1 protein-coding gene is annotated in these 1,665 nt (G+C 42.3%); it reads left to right on the forward strand.

Translation table 11 applies throughout. The features are described from left to right. Window positions 1-121 precede the first annotated feature (121 nt). Window positions 122-1,665 (forward strand): alkyl hydroperoxide reductase subunit F (gene ahpF / locus KVY11_RS16515; protein ID WP_218289572.1); only part of this gene is annotated, 1,544 nt, incomplete at its 3' end.

The raw sequence follows: 1,665 nt of genomic DNA on the forward strand, positions 1-1,665 counted from the left end.
AATATCTTTAAATCTATAAAACCGATTATTAAAATAAAAACAAACTGTTTTATCTATTTTTAGATTTACTCTATGATTCTTCTATTAAATAATTTTACAGACTGCTTTGGAGAGCTTAACAATGTTAGATCAAAATACTTCAGCTCAATTAAAAACACTTCTTGAACGCCTAGAAGGTCCGATTGAATTGGTTGCGACTTTGAATGGTTCTGAGAAATCAGACAAAATCAAAGAATTGGTTGAAGAGGTTGCAGCACTGTCTCAACTGGTGACTGCACGTTTTGATGGTCAAAACTCACGTGCACCCAGCTTTGGTGTGGCAAAAGCCGGTGAAGAGCCGCGTGTGTTCTTTGCGGGTTTACCAATGGGACATGAGTTTACCTCTTTGATCTTGGCATTGTTACAAACCTCAGGTTATGCACCCAAAGTATCGGATGAAGTTTTGGCTTCAATCAAAGCTTTGGGCATCCAGTCTAACTTTGACGTATTTGTCTCTTTAAGCTGTCATAACTGCCCAGACGTGGTGCAAGCCTTAAACCTGATTGCCATTTACAATCCGGGTACGACAGCAACCATGATTGATGGTGCCTTCTTCCAAGACGAAGTTGAAGAACGCAAAATCATGGCTGTACCGATGGTGTTCCAAGACAACAACCATATTGGTCAAGGCCGTATGACCTTGGAAGAGATTGTTGCCAAACTAGATACCAATTCTGCTGCTAAAGAAGCTGAAAAACTCAATGCCAAAGATGCTTTTGATGTTTTAGTGATTGGTGGTGGCCCTGCAGGAAATACCTCTGCCATTTATGCTGCACGTAAAGGCATTAAAACAGGAATCGTGGCTGAACGTATGGGTGGTCAAGTCATGGATACCATGGACATTGAAAACTATACCTCAATTCAAAAGACCCAAGGGCCGAAGTTTGCTGCTGAAATGGAAGCACATGTACGTGAGTACGGTGTGGACATCATGAACTTACAACGTGTTTCTAACATCAAAGGTGCGGATGAGACCGCGAATGGATTGGTTGAAGTCACTTTAGAAAATGGTGCGAAGCTTGAATCTAAAACAGTTATTCTTTCTACAGGTGCGCGTTGGAGAGAAATGAATGTGCCGGGCGAAGCAGAATACCGTACTCGTGGTGTTGCTTACTGTCCACACTGTGATGGTCCATTGTTTAAAGGCAAACGTGTTGCCGTGATTGGTGGAGGGAACTCAGGTGTCGAAGCTGCGATTGATCTTGCTGGGATTGTAGAACATGTGACCTTAGTTGAGTTTGATACCAAACTACGTGCTGACCAAGTGTTGCAAGATAAATTGCATAGTTTGCCTAATACGACAGTGATCCTGAATGCACTCTCGACTGAAGTTGTGGGTGATGGTTCACAAGTGACAGCATTGAAATATAAAGATCGTGCAACTGATGTAGAACATACGGTTGAGCTTGCAGGAATCTTTGTGCAAATTGGTTTATTACCAAACACCGATTTCCTCAAAGAAACAGCGGTTGAGCTTTCAAACCGTGGTGAGATTGTGATTAACGATCGCAATGAAACCAATGTCAAAGGTGTATTTGCCGCAGGTGACTGTACGACTGTGCCATACAAGCAAATCATCATTGCCACAGGTGAAGGCGCGAAAGCATCTCTGTCTGCTTTTGATTA

Source organism: Acinetobacter sp. CWB-G5 (assembly GCF_019209785.1).
Lineage (GTDB): Bacteria > Pseudomonadota > Gammaproteobacteria > Pseudomonadales > Moraxellaceae > Acinetobacter > Acinetobacter johnsonii.